Source organism: Mesorhizobium sp. M2E.F.Ca.ET.209.01.1.1 (assembly GCF_004010375.2).
In the GTDB taxonomy this organism is placed as follows: domain Bacteria; phylum Pseudomonadota; class Alphaproteobacteria; order Rhizobiales; family Rhizobiaceae; genus Mesorhizobium.
This window is the reverse complement of sequence record NZ_SADP02000902.1, coordinates 1-311: the sequence shown is the minus strand read 5'-3', so window position 1 is coordinate 311 and position 311 is coordinate 1. Positions and strand designations below refer to the sequence as shown.

At 61.7% G+C, this 311-nt stretch carries 1 protein-coding gene; it reads right to left on the bottom strand.

What is annotated here, in order from left to right:
- The coding region (locus EN852_RS38405; protein ID WP_135879875.1) for an extracellular solute-binding protein at window positions 1-311 on the bottom strand (311 nt) is incomplete at both ends.

Here is a 311-nt window from a genome sequence, read left to right as displayed (position 1 = left end):
AGCACGTCCTGGCCACCCTGGCCGGTCACCCATTTCAGGAAGGCCTGGGCTTCCTTCTGGTGCTTGCTCGAAGCCAGCACGCCGCCGCCGGAAACCGACACGAAAGCGCCCGGATCCTGGTTCTTGAAATAGTGCAGCGCGACGTTCTTGGAGTTCTCGCCGGTCTTGGCCTGATCGCCAAAGTAGTAATAGTGGTAGATCACGCCGCCTTCGATCTCGCCGGCATTGACCGCCTTCATCACCGCGCTGTTGCCCTTGTAGGCGGTGAAGTTCTCCTTCATCGCCTTCAGCCAGCCGGCCGTGGCGGCCTC